This is a genomic window from Bradyrhizobium sp. P2_E8 (assembly GCF_056403875.1).
In genome coordinates this window covers 1-1277 of record NZ_JBFUES010001476.1, presented here as the reverse complement: position 1 = coordinate 1277, position 1277 = coordinate 1, and the positions used below count along the sequence as shown (strand labels likewise).

Below are 1277 nucleotides of genomic sequence, written 5' to 3'. Positions count from 1 at the left end.
CTTCGCAGGTCTTGCGGACGTCTTCCGTGAAGAGCGCGCATTCCTCGATGCGCCTGAAGATCTTCCGTCCCTCTTCACGATACCCCGCCGCCGTTTCGCGCATGAAGGCAATGGCATCGTGGACCTGGGCCGTCAGCGCCTCRCATTTTTGCGCGGCGTCGATCAACTCGGCGCCCATGGCCTCGATCTCTTTTGCAGCGGATTCATAGTCGCGAACGACCGCCTCCGCACTGAGCGCGCCGACGCGCGTGACCCCCTCGGTGTGCTCGACGTAATCAGGTAGAGCAATTGAAGCGATCGAGCTTCCCGTGCGAACCGATGCAATGTCCGCCTCGAGTTGGACCAGGTTCACACCTTCCCGTCTGTGCAATTGTTCAACACTTGCCATGATCGTCCCTCCCAATACATGACCCCGAACCCCAAACGGCGCCCAGTGTATTCCGTGGGTAAGCGGCGTCCTAACCCGATATGTCGTTGACAGCCTCAGCTCTGCCATTTTTTGCCAATTGCCGGCGCCGCACGCAGCGATGAGGGATGTCATCAGTGTTCAACCTCCCCTAGTTGCGGCGCGCGAAGCTGATAGGTTTCGCAAGAACCCGCCTCCTCCCGCAGCAAATGAGAGCAAGCCCATGACGACAGTGCACCGCATCGCCGCTTTCTCGGACGGCAACACCGGCGGCAATCCCGCCGGCGTCTGGATCGGCGACGCAATGCCGGATGCATCGCGGATGCAGGCGATCGCGGCGGAGGTCGGCTTCTCCGAGACGGCCTTTGCGGCGCCCGAAGGCGACGCCTGGCGCGTCCGGTACTTCTCGCCCGCGATGGAGGTGCCGTTCTGCGGCCACGCGACGATCGCCCTGGGCGCGGCCCTTGCGCACCGGCACGGCGACCGCAGCTTCGAGCTGCATCTGAACGATGCCGTCATCTCCGTGTCGGGCCGCCGCGACGGCAACACCATTGCGGCGGCGCTGCAATCACCGCCGACGCACAGCGCGCCGCTCGAGCCCAGGCTGCGGGATGCCCTGCTGGACCTGTTCGGCTACGCGTCCTCCGATCTCGACCCGAAAATTCCCCCTGCGAAAATTCACGGCGGCGCCGATCATGCCGTGCTTGCGCTGGCATCGCGCGCGGCGCTCGCGCGCATGGCCTATGATTTCGAGCGGGGCCGCTCCCTCATGGAGAAGGCGGGGCTGGTCACCGTCGCGCTCGTGACCGTGGCGACGCCGCGACTGTTCGATGTCCGCAACGCCTTTGCCGCCGGCGGTGTCGTCGAGGAT

2 protein-coding genes are annotated in these 1277 nt (G+C 64.8%); one reads left to right on the top strand and one right to left on the bottom strand.

Annotated features, from left to right (window positions below):
• On the bottom strand, positions 1-388 hold a 388-nt coding region (locus tag AC1D00_RS41560), incomplete at its 3' end, for a hypothetical protein (RefSeq protein WP_477014699.1).
• A 241-nt stretch (positions 389-629) separates the two neighbouring features.
• Here AC1D00_RS41560 and AC1D00_RS41555 point away from each other — a divergent pair.
• Positions 630-1277: PhzF family phenazine biosynthesis protein (locus AC1D00_RS41555; protein ID WP_477014698.1), on the top strand; the 648-nt coding region annotated here is incomplete at its 3' end.